General features: G+C 35.9%; 15 protein-coding genes and 1 tRNA gene. 5 read left to right on the top strand and 11 right to left on the bottom strand.

The features are described from left to right. The 4 genes from N4270_RS05625 to N4270_RS05610 are packed head-to-tail and all read left to right on the top strand — an operon-like array spanning nt 1 to nt 3,579. A complete protein-coding gene (locus tag N4270_RS05625; protein WP_260095958.1) occupies nt 1-1,266 on the top strand; it encodes a beta-ketoacyl synthase in 1,266 nt (421 codons plus the stop codon). Between the two features lie 3 nt (nt 1,267-1,269). Further along, on the top strand, nt 1,270-1,530 hold the full coding sequence (locus N4270_RS05620) for an acyl carrier protein (RefSeq protein WP_260095957.1): 261 nt from the start codon (nt 1,270-1,272) through the stop codon (nt 1,528-1,530). Continuing rightward, a complete protein-coding gene (locus tag N4270_RS05615) occupies nt 1,520-2,086 on the top strand; it encodes a 4'-phosphopantetheinyl transferase superfamily protein (protein WP_260095956.1) in 567 nt (188 codons plus the stop codon). Before N4270_RS05620 ends, N4270_RS05615 begins: the two co-directional genes overlap by 11 nt. Nucleotides 2,087-2,136: 50 nt before the next feature. Further along, entirely contained in the window at nt 2,137-3,579 is a 1,443-nt protein-coding gene (locus N4270_RS05610) for a TlpA disulfide reductase family protein (RefSeq protein WP_260095955.1), read from the top strand. A gap of 6 nt (nt 3,580-3,585) precedes the next feature. Here N4270_RS05610 and N4270_RS05605 read toward each other — a convergent pair whose 3' ends face one another. The 8 genes from N4270_RS05605 to N4270_RS05570 all read right to left on the bottom strand — a co-directional run bounded on the left by N4270_RS05605 (nt 3,586) and on the right by N4270_RS05570 (nt 10,084). Then, complete coding sequence (locus N4270_RS05605) at nt 3,586-4,296, bottom strand: DUF434 domain-containing protein (RefSeq protein ID WP_260095953.1); 711 nt, start codon at nt 4,294-4,296, stop codon at nt 3,586-3,588. An 84-nt stretch (nt 4,297-4,380) separates the two neighbouring features. After that, nucleotides 4,381-4,605, bottom strand: a complete 225-nt coding sequence (locus N4270_RS05600; RefSeq protein ID WP_260095952.1) for a hypothetical protein — start codon at nt 4,603-4,605, stop codon at nt 4,381-4,383. A gap of 120 nt (nt 4,606-4,725) precedes the next feature. Further along, entirely contained in the window at nt 4,726-6,117 is a 1,392-nt protein-coding gene (locus N4270_RS05595) for an RtcB family protein (RefSeq protein WP_260095951.1), read from the bottom strand. A gap of 284 nt (nt 6,118-6,401) precedes the next feature. Further along, nucleotides 6,402-7,502: a slipin family protein gene (locus N4270_RS05590; protein ID WP_260095950.1), complete on the bottom strand. Its 1,101-nt coding sequence runs from the start codon at nt 7,500-7,502 to the stop codon at nt 6,402-6,404. Nucleotides 7,503-8,379: 877 nt separating this feature from the next. Further along, nucleotides 8,380-8,452, bottom strand: a tRNA-Pro gene (locus N4270_RS05585). Between the two features lie 156 nt (nt 8,453-8,608). Beyond that, the gene (locus tag N4270_RS05580; RefSeq protein WP_260095949.1) at nt 8,609-8,923 is read right to left on the bottom strand and encodes a hypothetical protein; all 315 of its coding nucleotides are present in this window, start codon (nt 8,921-8,923) and stop codon (nt 8,609-8,611) included. Nucleotides 8,924-8,927: 4 nt separating this feature from the next. After that, a complete protein-coding gene (locus tag N4270_RS05575; protein ID WP_260095948.1) occupies nt 8,928-9,491 on the bottom strand; it encodes a metallophosphoesterase in 564 nt (187 codons plus the stop codon). Between the two features lie 44 nt (nt 9,492-9,535). Then, nucleotides 9,536-10,084, bottom strand: coding sequence for a lipopolysaccharide assembly protein LapB (locus N4270_RS05570; protein WP_260095947.1), 549 nt, complete (start codon nt 10,082-10,084; stop codon nt 9,536-9,538). Nucleotides 10,085-10,664: 580 nt separating this feature from the next. Here N4270_RS05570 and N4270_RS17185 point away from each other — a divergent pair. Then, nucleotides 10,665-12,386, top strand: a complete 1,722-nt coding sequence (locus N4270_RS17185) for a WYL domain-containing protein (protein WP_367399954.1) — start codon at nt 10,665-10,667, stop codon at nt 12,384-12,386. Here N4270_RS17185 and N4270_RS05555 read toward each other — a convergent pair. From N4270_RS05555 to N4270_RS05545, 3 genes are all read right to left on the bottom strand, one after another. After that, entirely contained in the window at nt 12,381-13,292 is a 912-nt protein-coding gene (locus N4270_RS05555) for an ABC transporter ATP-binding protein (protein ID WP_260095946.1), read from the bottom strand. The two genes, N4270_RS17185 and N4270_RS05555, sit on opposite strands and share 6 nt — an antisense overlap. Before the next feature lie 70 nt (nt 13,293-13,362). After that, nucleotides 13,363-15,531: a prolyl oligopeptidase family protein gene (locus N4270_RS05550; RefSeq protein WP_260095945.1), complete on the bottom strand. Its 2,169-nt coding sequence runs from the start codon at nt 15,529-15,531 to the stop codon at nt 13,363-13,365. 95 nt (nt 15,532-15,626) lie between these two features. Next, nucleotides 15,627-18,050 carry an FG-GAP-like repeat-containing protein gene (locus N4270_RS05545; protein WP_260095944.1) on the bottom strand — a complete coding sequence of 808 codons (2,424 nt, stop codon included), beginning with the start codon at nt 18,048-18,050 and terminating at the stop codon, nt 15,627-15,629. Nucleotide 18,051 lies beyond the last annotated feature (1 nt).

Here is an 18,051-nt window from a genome sequence, read left to right as displayed (position 1 = left end):
ATGAAAAACAGAGTTGTTATTACAGGGTTAGGAGTTGTTGCACCAAATGGTGTCGGACTTGATGCGTTTAGCAAAGCTATCAAAAATGGCCACTCCGGAATCACACATCACCAACAATTGGCCGACTTAAATTTCTCCTGCTGTATTGGAGGTATTCCGCACATTTCTGAAGACAAAAAGCTGGAGTATCTTACACCTTTACAATTAAGAGGCTTCAATAGTTCGGGTATTTTGTATGGTTGTTTTGCAGGAATTGATGCCTGGAAAGACGCCGGATTTTCTATAAATAGCGATAGTAAGCTGGATTTTGATAGTGGCACAGTCTTCGGAACAGGCACTTCGGGTGTTGAAAAATTTAGAGAGGCTATTTATAAACTTGATGATGGTGATGTAAAACGCCTCGGAAGCACTGTTGTGGTTCAAACTATGGCAAGTGGCATAAGTGCATTTCTCGGTGGAATTCTAGGATTAGGCAATCAGGTAACAACCAATTCTTCAGCATGTACCACAGGAACTGAAGCTATTTTAATGGGTTATGAACGGATTAAAAACGGACAAGCTAAACGTATGCTCGTTGGAAGTTGTAGTGATGATGGCCCTTATATTTGGGGCGGATTTGATGCTATGCGTGTCATGACTTATAAGCATAATGAATCTCCAGAACAGGGTTCGAGACCCATGAGCGCAAGTGCCTCAGGTTTTGTGCCAGGTGCTGGTGCTTTAGTTTTAGAATCTTTAGAAAGTGCTTTAGAGCGTCAGGCAACAATTTATGCTGAGGTTTTAGGGGGACATATGAACTCGGGTGGTCAACGTGATGGCGGAACCATGACAGCGCCAAATGCCGAAGCGGTGCAACGTTGTATCACAGATGCTATTACTAATGCTCAAATTTCTGCAGCAGCTATTGATACCATTAACGGCCATTTAACAGCCACTTCAAAAGATAGCTTAGAGATTGAAAACTGGACCAAAGCCCTACAAAGAAAAGGTGATGATTTTCCTTATATCAACTCCTTAAAATCGATGGTTGGTCACTGTTTGGCTGCCGCAGGAAGCATTGAAGCTGTGGCGACTGTACTTCAGTTGAAAGACCAGTTTGTCTTTCCAAATATCAATTGTGAAGATGTACATCCGGAGATTTCTGCATTGATTTCCGAAGAAAAAATTATTAAAACAGCATTAGATACAGAACTAAACATTGCCGCAAAAGCCAGTTTTGGTTTTGGCGATGTCAATGCTTGTGTTATCTTTAAGAGCTATAATTAAGTTATGACAAACGACGAATTAATTGCCAAGTTAAAAACCATTGTTCAACCTTATATTCAAGATGAAGCGGCTTTTGAAACACTTTCAGAAGACACTGATTTTATTAACGATTTAAAGATTAATTCTGCGAATCTCGTCGATGTGATTTTGGATGTTGAGGATGAATTTGATATCAGAATCGAAAATGAAGACATGGAAAAAATGACGTCTGTAAAGGCGGCAATGGCTATTGTTACTGAAAAATTAGCAGCCAATGATAGGTAACGATATTGTCGATTTAAAACACAGTGCTTCCAATTGGAAACGACAGCGTTTTTTAGATAAAGTCTTCACTAAAAAAGAACAGTTCCTTGTTTTGTCTTCTGAAAACCAACATCAAATGTTTTGGTTGTTATGGAGTATGAAAGAGGCAGCGTACAAAGTTTATGTACAGCAGTTTGGTGAACGGTTTTTTAATCCGAAACGTTTGGTGTGTGCGCTCATTTCCGAAGCGAAAGGCATTGTAAGTATCAATAATATTAAGTATGTCACAATCTCAGAAATTACTGAAGATTATGTGTATACCATTGCAAATGCAAACCGTCAAAAAGCTGAAAAAAGCTTCATTTTTAAAGCGGAAATACATCCGTATCGTACGCAAAGTAGCTTACTGAAACAAGCTTTTATAGAATCGGTTTCTGAAACTAGAAATATAGAACCGAATGTGTTGAACATCAAAAAGACAAAACGAGGCGTTCCGCAGTTATTTATAAATTCTGAAATATCAACCCTTTCCTTTTCATTAACCCATTGCGGCCGATTTTCTGGGTTTGCGTATTGACTTATGAAAAAAGAACCGGATTATACCATTATAAAATCACTACACCAACCATGAGAAACTTATTTAACTTATTGATACTTGCGATACTATTTACTAGCTGTCAAAAAGAAGAATCCAAAAACATAACCTCGCTAACTATTAAAACCAATCTTGATTCTATAGCTAGTCCAAAGTTATTTAGACCCATTAATGGTATTTTGATGTGGGACAATAATGTAGATAGTCTATCCATAACTAATGATAATATGTTTTATGGCGAATATAATGTTGAATCCCCAGAGTATGTAAGATTTCTTTTAAACAAGAAACGACATGGCATGATATTGTTAGCCAATCAACATTATACCATCACTCTAGAGGATAAGGATCTTGTATTTTCAGGAGACAATGCTAAAGGGCAGCAGTTTTACCATAATTTGGATCGTACTCCTACAGGCGCATTTTCTTTTTTAAATAGGTTTGATGGTGATACAACTGCAGTTTTAATACAGCATCATATAGATAATTTAAAAGGCGAAGAGATATCCCAAATAGATACACTATTACAGGAAAAAGCCATAGACCAACCGTTTTATGAATTACTAAAAAATGACATTAATTACTATTACGCCAATGCGATTTTTAGTCTGGCAGATTATAGAAAAAATCAAGTAGAAAGTGAATACAAAAAGCGTTTTGAAGATCTAATGATTTCAACGATTGAAAATTACCCTTATGCAGTAGCAAACAAACCGTATAATTGGAATGACTTTGTTATGGAAACTCAAATTTATCCGGAGCTTCAAAGTAAATATTCACAAAATCAACGACAAGATTTTTATGCTAAAGATAGTATTCATCCAATTTATATAAGTACAATCAAAAGCCTTATTAAAGAACCTTATAGAGAAGACTTACTTGCAAATTATATTATTAATAATTCTAAGCAATCAAATTACGAACAAAGTTTAGTTGTTGCTTTTGACGATTTTAAGACTGATTATCCCAATAGTAGCTTCACGCCATATCTTGAAAATGATATCGATATCATAAGAGAATATCGCAAAAAGACACAAAGTAAGATGCCATCAAGTGTGACTTTTGTAGAAGGGGAAGATATCAATAGTTTAGAGGACTTACTTAAGGAGTTTGAGGGTCAAAAACTATATATAGATGTTTGGGCTACTTGGTGCAGCCCATGTAAGAAAGAGTTTTCTAATAATCATATGATTGCAGATATTCTGAAACAGAATGGCTATAAAAAACTATTTATTTCAATAGATGAAGAAAACAGAAAGACAAAATGGACAGAACTCATTAAATATTATGATTTGTCAGGATATCATCACTTAGCAAACCAAGCATTTGTTAAAGATTTTGGTGCGAAGTATTCACGAATAAAAAACGGTCTTTCAATACCTCAATATCTAATTGTTGATGAAAACGGAACTATAGTAACCAATAATGCTCCAAGACCAGGCGCTCCAGATGAGGTTTTAAAACTATTGAATTAGAAAATTTCAGTCATTGCAATAGATACTATTTACTTCATCAATGTGTTGTTCAATAATATGTGCGCCAAGATTTAACCATCGTTCAGAGCGATCTAATATCCAAGCATCAGAACTTACAACAATTTGATTACTCTCCGCTAAATGTTTATCCGGATTGTTCTCTAAAATGATGTCCCAATTAAAATTGTGGTGCTTTGCAAATTCTCTAAGCATGGTTTTAAGTTTTCCACTATTAGAAACAGGTTGATCGAAAACCCAAATAACTTTGTTGTTTTTAAGAAGCTTTCCAACCAAAAGTAAGGCGGTTTCGGTTTGTTGTACACGTTTATATGTGCCATGAACACCAGACAAATCGCGATAACAATGATCTAAACCTTTAAAAATATAAGCACCAGATAAGGCGCTTTCTAGGATAATTAACAGATTAAAACCGTCAATAATGATGGTTTCAGTATTTATATGATCAAAAGTGATTTCGTGTGATTGTCGTCGCGAAACTTGTTGTTGTGATGCACTCATGCCTCTAACTGCTTGTTGCTGTCTTACATTAAGTCGATAGTTATTACCAACCAATTGTAAGGATGATTTTTCGGCATAACCCCTACTGAGCAAATAGTGCATATCAAGGATAGCTTCTTTTAGTTTTTTCTGAATAGCTTCGGAACCAAACAATTGGTCGTCATTACTGTTTTTTCCTCTATTTCTTCGGTTGGGCATAGTGTTGTTTTCTGATTTTGAATTTAGCTGTTTCTGTTGAAAAACAAAAGCAGACCAAATGGAATTGATCTGCTAAGGCCTAAATTAAGCTTCCCACCATAGTGTTTTTCGATATAATGGAAATTCAATATCCTGACCATTCAATTGCTTTCTTAAGACAACTTTACATTTATTTCTAAATTGTTGTCTCGTGAATCTGCGATATTCCCATTCATTACTTTTCCACCAAATTTTAGCACTTCGGGTTCTTTTTTTTCTCTTGTGAACACTTTTGAAATTATAAAATTTCTTGTTCTTGTAAGATGTCATTGTATTATATGTTTAAATTAAAAACTTAATACAGAGCCCCTTTTTTGTTTTGCATGATGTTGTGTTTTTATAAAAAGCAGACTAACCCAAGTCAGTCTGCTTTTTCCTTTCTAAGACCTATTATTTACGCTTTTTATCTTGGCGTCTTTTGTTTTTCCAAGGCGCATTTTTTTGCCAGTCGCCTGCCATGATACAACCATAAGGCATGACTTCGTCAATAACAGTGCCCAAACCGTAATCGTCCATTTGTTGTCTTACAGCATTCGCATTTTTGTAGGCGCTAGGCAACTCGGTAATATCGATTTCTTTTGAGAAAAACCGAACATCCAAACCTCGCGTTTCTTCTTTAAAGATTTGCATGATGGTTCCTGTTTTACTTTTCCGATGTTGTGTTCTGCTCACATTACGACCAGCACCATGAGGCGCAAATCCTAAATTGGTTTTGGTGGTCGCACCTTCAACAATCAAAACAGGCTCGCTCATATTTAACGGAATCAATCTCGGACCTGTAATATCTGGCATAAACTTCGCATCTAAAGGTGTGGCGCCTTTGGCGTGGTAAAATAAATCACCATCCTTGAACACAAAATTATGTTCGTTCCAGTATCGGTTTTCGATGTCAATATCCAGTGTTTCGGCAACCGAATTATGCAAAACTTCGTGATTCGCTTTGGTCCATTGTCTAATAATTTGCAAGGCCTCCCAATACGATTGTCCTTCTTCAGTTTCAAATGGAATCCAGGCGTTTTGCTTTTTAGTTTCAGGAGATAACTCCTTTCTGAAACGTTCGGCGATTTTCATCCCTTTGGAATACAATCGCGCTCCCGGACCTCTAGATCCATGATGAGTGACCAGCATGGTATGTCCGGTTTTTTTAGAGGTTCCAACAAATAAGAAATGGTTACCATCACCTTGAGTTCCTAAGTGTGATCTCGCAATCTGAATCATTTGTCCGTCATTCAATAAATAGTTCGCTTCAAAAGCCTCTAATAGTTCCTTTGGAAATCGAAACTGTGCATTTCTATCGCGTCCACCAGGACCAAAATGAGTGTTCGCATGTGCTGCATCTAGAATGGCTTTTGGATCTGCTTTACCAAAATCGGTAAGCATGACCGAGCAGCAAATATCAGCACTATGCATACCTGGATGAATGGCATTTTTGGCCACGGCAACACCACCAACAGGAATGGTTCCGTCTGGACCTGCAGGACAAGCATCTGGCATAATAGCACCATCCACTAAGGTTGGTGTTTTCATCAAGGTTTGCATGGAGTTGATGACTTTAGAAACGTTGTCTTCTTCGAGTTCGTTTTCTGCTTTTATATTGATAGAAAAATCAACAGGCTTTGCATGCAACGCTATGGGATCTGGTGACTTGAATTGCTCAAGGTATATTTCCATTGCAGCGCCTTTCAAACCATTCTCATTAATATGAGCGATGGCTTCTTTCATCCATTTACCTTGTTTAAAGCCTAAAGCGATAATGTCTTTTCCTGTAATTTTTGTTTCCATGTTTTCTAATATCTTAATTATACTACAAAGATGATACTGTGTTACGCAATGTTTTTGCGTAGTTAATTTTTTTCTTAATTATTTTGATGAGATTCTGAAATTGAAGATTCATGAATACCTTAATTGGAAATAAATATTTATGAATAAATAAATTCAGAATGACGTTGATATTTACTGATCTCGCGTTAGCGATTGCAACGGCATCCTTTTGCTTTTTTGCAAAAGATATAGTGGAAAGCGCGACCCTCTGAAGCTTTTCAGCGAAAGAGGGTAACGCCCTAACACTAATTATTCACCGAGAAAATGTCTTTTAATTGCTCGATTACGTTGCCCTTACCAGCAACCGTAATTTCGCCAATTTTATCGGCAATTTTCTCAACGTATTCCATCTCTTTTAATTTAAACAACATCGTGTTGTCTTCCATTAATTTAGCGGTATTTAACAAGCTACGAGTTGACGCTGTTTCTTCGCGACGTGTCACCACATTGGCTTGTGCTTTTTTGTGAGCAATTAATACCTGATTCATAATATCTTTCATGTCTCCTGGTAAAATCACGTCACGCATACCTGTATGCAATACGGTTACACCCAAAACATTGGCTTGTGCTTTTACATCGTTAAAAACGGCTTGAGCAATGCTTTCTTTTTGCTCTAACAATTCGTCTAATGTGTAGGCACCAACAAATGCTCGCAATGCCAATTGTAAGGTAATATACAATTGCTTTTCGTAATCTTTGTTGCGCATTAAAGCGATTTCAATATCGGTGACTTTATATTGCGCGTAAAAATTAATACGAACGGTTGCTTTGTCTTTGGTCAATAATTCCTGACCAGCAACTTCTAATTGCAACTGACGCATATCTGCTTTAAGGATTTTAATGGTTTGATCGTTTTTCCAGAAATGGTAGGTACCATGCTCAAGGATTTTAACGAAGGTATCATTAACAATCATAATGGCTTTTTCGTAAGCCGCTACTTCAAATACACGAATGTATTGACGCAATTGCATATGGCTAAATAATGTTTTACTGATGTCTTCTGTGATGTCAATTTTGCTCAAATCGGCAGTCACAAATTTATAATCGACCAAGCTATTCCAAAACGCATAACGACCAGCGGTTAATACACGCTTAAAGTTATTGTCTTCGTATACCAAAACGATTTCATCATCTTTAACATCGATGATGGTTAACATGTTGGCCAAAGCTTGATCTTTAAGTAAGATTTCTAATGCTTTTGGCGCATTGAATGCTTGTGTCAAATCGTAGGTTACGACTTGTTCGCTAAATCGGATCCAATGCTTTCCAGCATTAATAACACGTGTGTAATTACCATTTTTAAACACCAAACCTACCATACCTGCATAAACTCTTACTCTTTGCATGATTTCTATTTTTTTTGTTCTGTAGTTTCTTTTGTTTACTTCAGAACGGTTAAACATTTATAATAGAGTTCCGCCTAGCGGAATGACTATTCAAAAGATCCCGCTTTTCAGCGGGATTAGTTCAACTTACGTTTTCTGAAAAGTCTAAAAAGACTTGTTCATAAATCGAGTTTCACTAACAAAGCGAAAGAAAACCATCTTTCAAACGACGGAAATACAACCGATTACAAGTGTTTTACGTGTTGTTTTGCAGACGATTAATTAGTTTGGACTTAAGCTAATTTTCAAATCCTTACCCAAAAATGAATCTTTAAAAGAACAACTAAAACGGCTTTTAATACCTATGTATCTCAAGGTGTTTTCTGGATTGCTTTGTCAATAAATTGCAAAAGCCAGTTTTAATTCACTTTGTTTTTGTCATTTAAAGTGTGACGCACTTGGTGACCTATTTTTAAAAGCTGGTCTTCTTTTCTAAAGATGGATTTAAAGTCCATTTTAAACTGTAACCTAAATACAGCGCGTCTACCATTCCGCCACAAGACCATCTGATCTTGGTAGGATTCGAACCTACACTTGTCTATTGCTTGACCGCTAAGCTATCCCGAATTTTCGGGAACAGGATTCGAACCTGTGTACATAGATGGAGGTTATTATTTGGCTAACAACCGAAGCCTTCAAGTCAAGTTGCATATAAAAACCTGATACTAAACAGTAAGGATTTATACAATAGTGCTATATCGAAACACCTAACAAGACCTGCTTGATATTATGTCCTGCAAAAGCAGGTAATCCAGTCTGAGAAGCAGGATATAACTTCGTTTTTCCTGCAATGCCTCATCTTCAATCAAATTCAAATACATTTGATTTGATTATTTTGTCTGAGAAGCAGGACTCGAACCTGCAACCTCTCGCATCCAAAGCGAGTAAACAGCCAATCGTTATCTTCTCAGGTTTTTTTAAAAGAACTTTTATTAAGCTCCGCCAGTTCCCTCGACTGGCGGAGCACTACTACCAAAGTCTAACGTATAAGACTTCTTTATGATTACACTGCAAATATTTAACCCTATTGCGCAATCTTTTTGCGTAGTAATAAAAATTTTGAAAATTTATTGAGATGCATACATTTTGTCTCTCCTGTCTATTTCGCCTAAGGGGCTTCCTTTGAAGGTTAAAATGTTTACAAACCCATTCTCTTCAACGATTAAAGAATCTTGTTCTTTAACAGCACCTATCGTTTTGTTTCCATAATCTCCAGTGAGTTTATTGGTTGCTGGATCAACGTCTCCCCAAAGTTTATCTGGTTTACCGTTGTCTATGGGTTCAACAAAATAGGTGATACCTGTTATTTTTGAACTCACAATAAATCGTCCTGTTTGATCGGTTCTGCTTAGGAATCGTTTCATTAATTCTTGTCGTTTCATCATCTTAATTTTTAAATGGTGGTTCCCATGTTTTTAAACTCATTATACGTTTGACTTCCTCGTAGCTTATCGGATAGAAATCGTGACAATCGACACCAACGTCAAAGCTGTTCATTGTTGGGTCATCCTGTAGCGTACCATGTGAATGACCGTACAAATGCCATGTACCTCTAAAGCTTGATCGCCAAACGCGCATTGCATAATGCAAAAGGATGATTTTTTGTTTGCCATTAGGCGCATCTGCATCATTGACATTGAGCTCGAAATAATCTTTAATCCATTCAAATCGGTTAGGATTTGCTAAGGCAGCACCTTCGTGATTGCCTCTTATAAGAAAGATTTTTCCGTTTAGTTGCTCAAGAATGTCTCGTAGTCGTTCTGCTTTACAGAGTCCGAAATCACCTAAATGATATACTTTGTCGTGTTTGTTGACGCGACTGTTCCAGCGTTTAATGAGTTCTTGGTCCATGTCTTCTACACTACCAAATGGACGATTGGTGAATTTTATAATATTCTCATGACCAAAATGATGGTCTGAAGTCAAGTATATGTTTCTTGTTTTATTCATATGTTCTAATTGTTTTTACTGAAATTCTCATAAGATTTTCAGGTTTATTTTTTCTTCTTTTTTGACTTCTCTTTTTTCGTTTTTTTCTTTTTGGAAGTCTTCTTTTTCTTTGGTTTTATTTTGTCTTTAACCCTGTTGATTTCAGAATCTACAAACGTTATAAAACTGTTGTTATAAACAAACAACTTCGCTTTTTTAAAAGTTTTTAGTGCTTTTTTATACGCTTCCTGACATTCAAAAAGCTGCGCTTGTAAAACTAAAAGCTCGCCTTTGCCAACCGCTTTCACATTATGAGCAAAGTCTATTAATTTTTGCGCTTCGTCGAAATCGTGATTCCAGATTAAAACCAAGATGTACATTGGGTACACTTTAATAAAATCCATTTTATTTGCCAGTGCTTCGGCAAAATAGGACTTGGCTTTTTCATAATCTCCAAACTGTTCTGCTTGTAAACGTCCCATGAGGTATAAGGCGTAGGCATTATGACGCTCGTATGACAAGGCGTAGTTTAGATTTTCTACGGTTTCTTCTAAATCGTATGGATAAGCATCTATGGCTTTTAACACGTAGTTGTTTAACAAATTCGTGTCCATTATGTTATGTTTTAATAATTCTTTTTTGCGATATATATCGCTTGAGCCCAGTTACTGAGCTTTGTATTCTAACTGTTTTGGAGGAGGTTTAACCGAATGGTTAACGATTGAAAACAAAAAATCCGAAACAGTTTTAATTGGCTTCGGATTTTTCATATATAAATTTGAAAAGTTTATCTAACGATAGTCGCGAAGCATCACAAAAGGCGGTATTCCTTTTGGACTGTTTTGATATGTTACAAATAAACTCATAGTTTCTAATTTTTAATTCAACTTCTGTTTGTTATGTTTTGGTTGAAATGCGTTGCAAAGATTTAGATTAATTTTTTAATTTTCAAAATTTATTTTTGGTTTCACTCAAAAATTGAGCACATAATACGAAGTATTATATTTTTTTAAAAAAAGCAAATAATTTTTGTTTTAATGTCAAATTCTTGTCTAAATGATAAAATTTTGATGCTCCAAATGCCTTTTTAGCGCTCCCATGATTTTTGTATTTAAGGCAAAGATCAAGACTAGTTGCGCAATCGTTTTGCGCACTAAAAATTTTCAGTTAAATTGAAGTCTAAAATCTTATAAAATGGCCGTTAATAAAAATGCATTAATTCGCTATAAAACCATTGACAAATGTCTTCAGAATCATTTCAGACCATGGACACTCAATGATTTAATTGAGGCTGTTTCTGATGCGCTTTATGAATATGAAGGTAAGGATGTTGATGTGAGTAAACGAACGGTTCAGTTAGATCTTCAAATGATGCGAAGTGATAAGTTAGGTTATAATGCACCCATTGAGGTTTATGATCGAAAGTATTACAGATATGCCGATGAGGATTATAGTATTACTAATAGTCCGATTTCCAATCAAGATTTAAGCAAATTATCAGAAGCGGTTTCATTTTTAAAACAGTTTCAGGGCTTTTCTCATTTTTCAGAGTTAGGAAGTATGGTTCAAAAACTGGAAGACCATGTATACACTCAAAAAACTCATGCAAAGTCTTTAATAGATTTTGAAAAAAATGATAATTTAAAAGGCTTAGTATTTTTAGATCAATTGTATCAATTTATTCTGAAAAAACAAGCGATAGAAATGACTTATCAATCGTTTAAAGCGCGTCATGAGAGTACGTTTGTTTTTTACCCTTACTTGCTTAAAGAGTTTAGAAACCGATGGTTTGTTATTGGAAAACGAAAGTCTAATGAAGGGATTATGAATTTAGCTTTAGACCGCATCATTGCTGTCAAAAAGAGTGATAAAACATTTGTTGTTGATAATGATTTCGATTCTGAAGCTTACTACAAAAACGCTATTGGTGTTTCTGTGAGTCCGTCACTAAAACCCGAAACTGTTGTACTTTATGTCCATCACAAACAAGCGCCATACATTTTAACCAAGCCTTTTCATCATACTCAAAAAGAAATAGCTAGAGATAATTATGGTGTGACGATTGCTTTGGAAGTTCAGTTAAATTTTGAACTTGAAAAAGAAATTTTAGGCTTGGGCGAAGGGATTAAAGTAGTGGCGCCAGAACGCTTAAAGCGATCAATTAAAGAGCGGTTGTATGATGCTGTTGATGTTTATGAAACCGAAATTAACGACAAAAATCTACGTACAATATCCAAACGATTAGAGTACAAAGGTTTTGGGATTTTAAATCATGTCTATACCAAGCGTGATATTAGAAAATTAAAGGCAAAATTAGAGGCCTATATCAAGCATCATAACGAACAAGCTTTTGGCATGCGCGAAGTCCTTTTGAAAATGCCAGAACTAAAGGATATCCTGTTTAATAAAAATTTCAAAAAGCTTATTAAGACCATAAATAAAGAAGCATTTTTAACCAAAGCCATTTATTTTGATAAATCTCCTCAAGACAATTGGTATGTGAGCTGGCATCAGGATGTGCCTATTAATGTTTTGGAAAAGATTGAAACCAAAGGCTTTACATCGTGGACCAACAAAAAGGGTGTGATTGGTGTGCGTCCTCCTGAAGACATTTCAAAAAAAACATTTGCCATGCGTATTCATTTAGATGACACGACGGTTAAAAATGGCGCTTTAAAAGTGATTCCAGGGTCTCATCAAAAGCGTTTAACAGATGAAGAAATTAAGTTGATTACGACCAATTCAATACCTTTTGTAAGTGAATTGGGAGCAGGTGGAGTTCAGTTATTAAAACCTTTATTATTACATGCCTCTTCGGCATCTAAAGTACAACGACGCCGACGGGTTTTGCACTTAGAATTTTCTTCAATAGAATTACCAAACGGGTTGCAATATGCCGAACGCGAAGATTTATAATTCTATTTTAAGGTAGATATTTTGGTCTTTTTGAAGTTGAATAAGGCTCTCAAAAAACACCTTTTCGCCATTTAAATCTGCTTCAACTAAATAGTAATTGCCTTTAAAGTAGCAAGTAATTACTGTCGCTTTCCACTTAGAATCGTTGACGACTTTTAGTTGATGCGCATAAACAATTTGGTTGTCAATTACATTAAATTCGTCAAAAAAGGAAGCGATTAAGGGTGTTTTTGGAGTTTTATATAAAGCTTCGGGTGTATCGTAGGCTTCAATTTGATTGTTGTTTAAAACGATGATATTATCTGCAAATCCGAGGACGTCATTTTTATCATGTGTAGCAACCATACACGTAATATTTTTCGATTTCAGATATTTAAAAACATTACGTCTAAGCGATTGTTTTTTAAAGTTATCAATATGACTAAAAGGCTCATCCAGTAATATGATTTCGGGTTGTTTTGCCAATGCTCTTGCTAATGCCACACGTTGTTTTTGTCCGCCAGAAAGTGTCTTCACTTTAGTTTTAGAAAAAGCTGTTAGTTCAACAACTTCGAGGAGTTCTGCGGTGCGTTCTTTTTTTTCCGTCGGAAAGAAATTAGAGAGAAACTTTCCGATATTTTCTTCGACGGATGTAAAAGGCATTAAATCAAATTCCTGGGCGACGTATTTCATAAAATCATAACCAATAACGAGATTGTGTTTTGGTCCTAAAATTTCGGTGTCTTTCCAATAAATATTTCCGAAGTTTACATCGTATTCGCCGTAAAGCACTTTTAGAAGCGTGCTTTTTCCAGAACCACTTTCGCCAATTATAGCCAAGTGATCCCCTTGCTGAACTTTAAAAGAGAGGTCTTTTAAAACCGGTGTTTTATGATATGAAAATGTAAGATGTTTTACCTTGAGCATGACGGTGCAAAAATACTATAAAAAAAAGCCGCTCAACAGTAGAGCGACTTTTAAATAGATATATAAAAGATTAACCTTTTACTTGTTCTTTTGTTTTACTAGGTAAGACATCAAATCCCATGTTATAGAGCGTAAATCCGAAAATATCGGCATACTGTTCGATGGTTTTAGAAACAGGTGTTCCTGCGCCATGACCAGCATCGGTTTCAATACGGATAAGTGTTGGATTATTACCAGATTGTTTGGCTTGTAATTCGGCAGCAAATTTAAAGCTATGAGCAGGTACAACACGATCGTCATGATCGCCTGTGGTCACCATAGTCGCTGGATATTCAACACCTTCTTTAACATTATGAACAGGCGAATATCCTTTCAGGTATTCGAACATTTCTTTGTTATCATCGGCAGTTCCGTAGTCATAAGCCCATCCAGCGCCAGCAGTAAAAGTGTGGTAGCGTAGCATGTCAAGAACACCAACTGCAGGCAAGGCTACCTTCATTAAGTCTGGACGTTGCGTCATTGTTGCTCCAACTAATAAACCACCGTTTGAACCACCTCTTATGGCCAGATAATCACTAGACGTATAGTTGTTTTCGATAAGATATTCGGCAGCAGCAATAAAGTCGTCAAAAACATTTTGCTTCTTTAATTGTGTACCCGCTTTATGCCATGCTTTTCCGTATTCTCCACCACCACGAAGATTAGGAACCGCATAAATACCGCCTTGTTCCATCCAAACGGCATTAGCGATACTAAATGATGGGGTTAAACTAATATTAAAACCACCATAACCGTAAAGAATTGTTGGGTTTTTACCATTGAGTTTTAGGCCTTTTTTGTGTGTTATAATCATTGGAACTTTAGTTCCGTCTTTCGAATTGTAGAATACTTGTTTGCTTTCGTAATCACTAGGATTGAAATCGATATCGGGCTTACGGTATAATTCTGAAGTTCCTTTTTCAATATCATATAAGTAAATACTTCCAGGTGTTACGTAGTTAGTAAAAGAATAGTATAGTTCTTTATCTTCTTTTTTAGCGCCAAATCCACCAGCACTTCCAACACCAGGTAATTTAACTTCTCTTACAAGTTTACCATCATAATCGTATTGTAAAACTTTTGAAACCGCATCGACCATATATTCGGCAAAAAAGTAGCCACCACCCTTAGAAGGGCTTAGGACATTTTGTGTTTCGGGAATGAAATCGACCCAGTTTTCTGGAGTAGGATTAGAAGCGTCAACAGTTACAATCTTTTTATTTGGCGCATTGAGATTTGTGACCAAATAAATCTTACTGCCTACGTTCTCAATTGGATAGGTGTCACTATCGGTATGATCTAAAATTGTTACTAAAGGACTGTTAGGTTTTGAAAGATCTTTTAGAAATAATTTATTACCAGAAGTTGATACACTCGCCGAAATAAAAAGATATTTATCATCCTCAGAAACGGAGCCACCAATATAACGGTGTTTTTCGGAAGCTTTTCCTCCAAAAATCACCAGATCATCTTTTTGTGAGGTTCCTAATTTATGATAGTAGACTTTATGTTGGTCGGTTTTAGCAGATAATTCGCTTCCTTTAGGTTTGTCGTAACTGGAATAGTAGAAACCTTCATTTTTATACCAAGACATCCCACTAAATTTGATATCAACCAGAGTGTCTTCAATAATTTTTTTGCTTTCGGTATCCATAATTAGGATTTTTCGCCAGTCGCTACCACCTTCAGAAATCGCATAAGCTAATGTTTTTCCGTCTTTAGAAAAACTAGTACCTCCAAGTGAAATGGTACCATCTTCTTTAAATGTATTAGGATCTAAAAAAACAGTTGCTGTACTTGGGTCCTCTCCGGTTTTATAACGGTAAATGACATATTGGTTTTGTAAACCATCATTTTTATAGAAATAGGTGTAATCTCCTTCTTTAAAAGGCGCGCCTACTTTTTCGTAGTTCCATAGTTTGGATAAGCGTTCTTTGAGTTCTTCACGATAAGGAATGTTGTCTAGATACCCAAAGGTGGCTTGGTTTTGAGACTTCACCCAACTTTCGGTGTCTTTACTTCTGTCGTCTTCTAACCAGCGATAAGGATCTTTGACATCTGTACCAAAATAATTCGTTACAGTATCTACTTTTTTTGTTTCAGGATAATTAATCACGATGTCTGATTTTTGTTCTTTAGCATCTTCTTTACAAGCGCTAAAAGTAACAATAGCCAATATTAATAATGAAATTTTTTTCATTTTGATTTTGTCTTTAATTAGTTATTCATAAAAGTAACGAAAAAAGCCTCTACAAATAATATGTAAAGGCTTTTTTAAGAATTTGTTAAGACAATTTATTGCTTAATAAATTTCTGACTTTTAATCGTATTTCCTGAAACAATTCTTAAGATATAGTTTCCAGTATTAAGACTTCTTACATCAATTGTATTTTGATTTAACTTTGAATTTAAAACACGTTTCCCGTTGATATCAAATATGGTATAAACAGCATTATGAAGCTCATCAATAGTGGAGATGTTTAATACATCTTTAGTTGGGTTAGGGTATAAAATTAAATCATTAACAAATGAGTTTTCTAAAGTTAATGTTGCGCCTTCAATCACTTCAAGCGGTTCATTAATGTCAGGATTAGAGATGGTATCAATCACACCAGATGGCCAGTAGATTACAACACTGTTAATTGAAGTTTCGGTACCAATTCCGAAGTGTGTATTTAAAGTACTCATAAACTCAAAGCCTTCTCCACTTCTTACGTCTCTAATTTGAACACCAGCATTGGTATAAAGTTCAACTCTAGCTCCAATACCATCAATATTACTTTGTACCCCAACGGTGTTAATAGTTATCCAGTTATTTGGTGTCGTAAGGTTCCAGTAAATATTTCCATTATAATACGCATCAATGAATCCGTCACTATTTAAATCTCCAAAAGACCCATTTTTATAATCTAATTGATTGCTGTCGGCATCTTCAAAAGTAAGATCTCCTTTTCCGTATAAGATCGTACCATTACATAAGATGTCTAGATAGCCATCATTATCAATATCATAACTTACATTTTCATGTCCAGTTGGCGCAACACTTACACCAGAGCCAGCGGTGACGTCTGTAAATGTTCCGTCCATGTTATTACGCATGAGTTTATGATTTCCAGAACTAGCACCAACAAAAAGATCCATATCTCCATCATTATCAAAATCTCCCCATGACGAAGACCAAGTTTGCATTGGGTCATCTAAGCCAAGAGCAGCAGCATTTTCAGTATAAGTATTGTTGCCATTATTGGTTAACATATTATTTCTTCTACGAGCAGTTTCACCACCACATTTAGCGATAAACATATCTAAATCGCGATCATTATCGTAATCAATCCATATGGATCCGTAGTTACCACCAGAAGCATAATCTCCTAAATTTACAGGAGCACCAGGAGTCACGTTAGATTGGTAGAATGTTAAGTTTCCAGAGCCATCATTGATATAATAAACATTAGGTTCAACATCATGACAAACAAAAGCATCTAAATGCCCATCATCGTTAATATCTGCAAAATTTGATCGTTGAGAAAACACATATTCAGACGTTGAGATTTCAGTAAAACCAGTACCTGAAGCATTTTGTTTCATAAAAGTAACTCCGTTACCTGCAGCATAAAGTAAATCGGTTTTTCCATTTCTATCAAAATCGGCCGCAGCCATACTCCATCCTGGTAAGTAATTGGCGCTAGGTGTCGAGATATTAACTTCATTAAAGCCACCAGTACTTAGTTGATAATGTACATTCACATTATTGGTGCTTGCTGATACAATATCATCGAGGTGGTCCCCATCCATATCAACAACGGTTAAATCGTAACCACCAATAGACATTGATTCTGTAGTGAAATTAACACGTGCAGGATTTAATGTAGAAAAAGCGATTGGTCCAATCCAGTTACTGTAGTCTGATCCTCCACAGAATCCTCTAACGTATATCTCATAGTTAGTACCAGGTGTTAATCCTGTTAATGGATAAGGGTTATTAGATGTTGTTGAGGTGCCAGAACCAGAAGGGATTCCTGATCCAGAAGCCTGCAGAGCAACTTCCCAATTAGATTCTGAACCACCAGCTTGCCAATAAGCATTTGCTGAATTAACAGTAACGTTGGTGACAGTAAGTTCAGAAATATTTGGGCAAGCAGGAGGTGTTTGAGAGCTTATAGTTGGGGATTGTATACAAAAACCCCATCCCCAAAAACCACCAACTTGCGCATCATCATAGTAAAATCTGTATCTGAAATTACTTAATTGATTTGTAGTAAATGAAGAAATATTTAGTACACTTGAGTTAAAGCTAACAGCAGTTCCAGAGCAAAAATTATCGCTTATATTATTTGTTGTTTCCGTAAAGGCATCTCCCCAATCAACCCAAGATGCACTATCAGCATCCCAATATTGAAGTTGTAATTGGTCACCTAAAGCACGATAAACGTAACTTGTTCCTACAGTAACCCAATTTTCTCCAGCAGAGTTAGCTGCAGTAAGGTTAATGACAGGTGATTCAGCAGAAATATTGTCTTGATGTCCTTGTCCGGCAGCATCATCATTATATGAAAAACTATTAGATGTTGTTGGGTCTCCTTCCAAAGCGTCAGAAGTTGCAATATAGTTACCGTCAAGTGTCCAATTGGCATTAGGCCAATTTGCAGGTTGGTTTAGTGTTTGGGAGAAACTAAAAAATACACTTAAACAAAAAAGTGCGAGGGTAATTTTTTTCATA

Origin of the sequence: Psychroserpens sp. SPM9 (assembly GCF_025153525.1) — a bacterium.
Lineage (GTDB): Bacteria > Bacteroidota > Bacteroidia > Flavobacteriales > Flavobacteriaceae > Psychroserpens.
The sequence above is the reverse complement of the archived record's forward strand: the minus strand, read 5'-3'. Positions and strand labels throughout refer to the sequence as shown.

Coding starts and splice junctions, on each gene's coding strand:
- N4270_RS05595 (WP_260095951.1), bottom strand. CDS start 6,117: ATGGAAACAAAAATTACAGGAAAAGACATTATCGCTTTAGGCTTTAAA.
- N4270_RS05615 (WP_260095956.1), top strand. CDS start 1,520: ATGATAGGTAACGATATTGTCGATTTAAAACACAGTGCTTCCAATTGG.
- N4270_RS05625 (WP_260095958.1), top strand. CDS start 1: ATGAAAAACAGAGTTGTTATTACAGGGTTAGGAGTTGTTGCACCAAAT.
- N4270_RS05610 (WP_260095955.1), top strand. CDS start 2,137: ATGAGAAACTTATTTAACTTATTGATACTTGCGATACTATTTACTAGC.
- N4270_RS17185 (WP_367399954.1), top strand. CDS start 10,665: ATGGCCGTTAATAAAAATGCATTAATTCGCTATAAAACCATTGACAAA.
- N4270_RS05590 (WP_260095950.1), bottom strand. CDS start 7,502: ATGCAAAGAGTAAGAGTTTATGCAGGTATGGTAGGTTTGGTGTTTAAA.
- N4270_RS05550 (WP_260095945.1), bottom strand. CDS start 15,531: ATGAAAAAAATTTCATTATTAATATTGGCTATTGTTACTTTTAGCGCT.
- N4270_RS05575 (WP_260095948.1), bottom strand. CDS start 9,491: ATGAATAAAACAAGAAACATATACTTGACTTCAGACCATCATTTTGGT.
- N4270_RS05600 (WP_260095952.1), bottom strand. CDS start 4,605: ATGACATCTTACAAGAACAAGAAATTTTATAATTTCAAAAGTGTTCAC.
- N4270_RS05620 (WP_260095957.1), top strand. CDS start 1,270: ATGACAAACGACGAATTAATTGCCAAGTTAAAAACCATTGTTCAACCT.
- N4270_RS05555 (WP_260095946.1), bottom strand. CDS start 13,292: ATGCTCAAGGTAAAACATCTTACATTTTCATATCATAAAACACCGGTT.
- N4270_RS05545 (WP_260095944.1), bottom strand. CDS start 18,050: ATGAAAAAAATTACCCTCGCACTTTTTTGTTTAAGTGTATTTTTTAGT.
- N4270_RS05605 (WP_260095953.1), bottom strand. CDS start 4,296: ATGCCCAACCGAAGAAATAGAGGAAAAAACAGTAATGACGACCAATTG.
- N4270_RS05570 (WP_260095947.1), bottom strand. CDS start 10,084: ATGGACACGAATTTGTTAAACAACTACGTGTTAAAAGCCATAGATGCT.
- N4270_RS05580 (WP_260095949.1), bottom strand. CDS start 8,923: ATGAAACGACAAGAATTAATGAAACGATTCCTAAGCAGAACCGATCAA.